Source organism: Catonella sp. (assembly GCF_057250765.1).
This window is the reverse complement of sequence record NZ_DBHIEC010000044.1, coordinates 1-1,642: the sequence shown is the minus strand read 5'-3', so window position 1 is coordinate 1,642 and position 1,642 is coordinate 1. Positions and strand designations below refer to the sequence as shown.

Here is a 1,642-nt window from a genome sequence, read left to right as displayed (position 1 = left end):
GGAGGAACTGACTTATCAGAAAGGTTATTTTATCAATGGATGAACAAAGAAAGTACGAGGTTATTAAAGGTCTGATAGATCACCCAGATACAGCTAATAAGGATAGAGCTGCTCTTATCCTAGGATGCACCAAGAGGCATATAAACCGTATGATACAAGGCTATATTAAAGATGGTAAAGCATTCTTTATTCATGGTAACAGAGGTAAGAAGCCGGTTACCACCATCCATCCTGACATCAGAAGTCAGGTTCTTGATCTATACAGAACTAAATACTACGAGGCTAACTTTGAACACTATACAGAGCTTCTAAAAAAGCATGAAGGCATAAGTATCTCTTCTTCCTCTGTAATGAGTATTTTGGAGTCAGAGTACATTCTATCTCCAAAGGCTACAAAAGCTAAGCGTAGACGCATTAAGCAAGCTCTCAGAGCTAAGAAGGAAGCTACAACATCAAAAAAGGAATTATCACAGATACAAGCTAACTTAGTAGCAGTTGAAGATGCTCACAGTCGTCGTCCAAGATGTGCTTATTTTGGTGAATTGCTTCAGATGGATGCTACCCCTTATGAATGGGTGCCGGGACAGATATGGCATCTACATTTGGCTATTGATGATGCCTCAGGTGTTGTCACAGGTGCCTGGTTTGATACTCAGGAGACTCTTAATGGATACTACCATGTATTTGAGCAGATTCTTACTGATTATGGTATTCCCTATAAGTTTCTTACTGATAAACGAACTGTATTTACTTACAAGAAAAAAGGTGCCTTATCTGACGACAAAGACACCTATACACAGTTTGCATACGCCTGTAAGCAACTTGGCACACAGCTTGAATCAAGCAGCGTACCACAGGCTAAAGGACGTATAGAACGATTGAATCAGACTTTACAGTCACGCCTGCCTATTGAGCTAAGGCTCGCAGGCGTAACCGATATCCATAAAGCCAATGAATTCCTTCACTCCTACATAAAAGAATTCAATGAGAAGTTCTCACTTCCACTTTATGGTATCAAATCTGTCTTTGAAACGCAACCATCTAAAGAAAAAATAAATCTTACTTTGGCGGTTTTAACTGAGAGAACTGTTGATGCCGGACATGCGATTCAATTCGAGAAGAAATTTTATAAGATGATAGATAATAAAGGATTGCAGATCCATTATCGAAAAGGTACCAAGGTTATGCTTATCAAGGCATTTGATAGGTCTATGTTTGCGTGCGTAAATGACAAAGATATTTATGCACTGGAAGAAATACCGGCTCATGAGCATAAATCTAAGGACTTGGACGCTGACTACAAACAGCCAAAGCCTAGAAAGCCTTATATACCTCCAATGAACCATCCTTGGAGATTGGATGCCTTTAATAAATTCGCACACTCACAGCCACACAGAATTGAAGAAGACATAAAAAGTGCATAATAAAAGCCCCTTTGTGGGGGCTTATAAATTAATTATTTTGGGACATAATCATTTATGCTTGACAGTCCTTTATCTCACTGTAATTAGTGAGAATCCATTTTTCAACCTCGTCAAGTGACCCTATGCTGTAGTCCAGTTTTAAATTATTTTCTTTTGCAAATTTATCTGTAAAATACTCCATTTTAGAGTCTATAAGAATAATCCATTCTTCAAAGTTT

At 38.2% G+C, this 1,642-nt stretch carries 1 protein-coding gene; it reads left to right on the top strand.

What is annotated here, in order from left to right; all coding sequences use genetic code 11:
• Positions 1-35 precede the first annotated feature (35 nt).
• Entirely contained in the window at positions 36-1,424 is a 1,389-nt protein-coding gene (locus ACO6HM_RS12345) for an ISNCY family transposase (RefSeq protein WP_485391319.1), read from the top strand.
• The last annotated feature ends 218 nt before the right edge of the window (positions 1,425-1,642 follow it).

What these genes read in the sequence shown, in the direction of transcription:
- ACO6HM_RS12345 (WP_485391319.1), top strand. Translation starts at nt 36, where the DNA reads ATGGATGAACAAAGAAAGTACGAGGTTATTAAAGGTCTGATAGATCAC.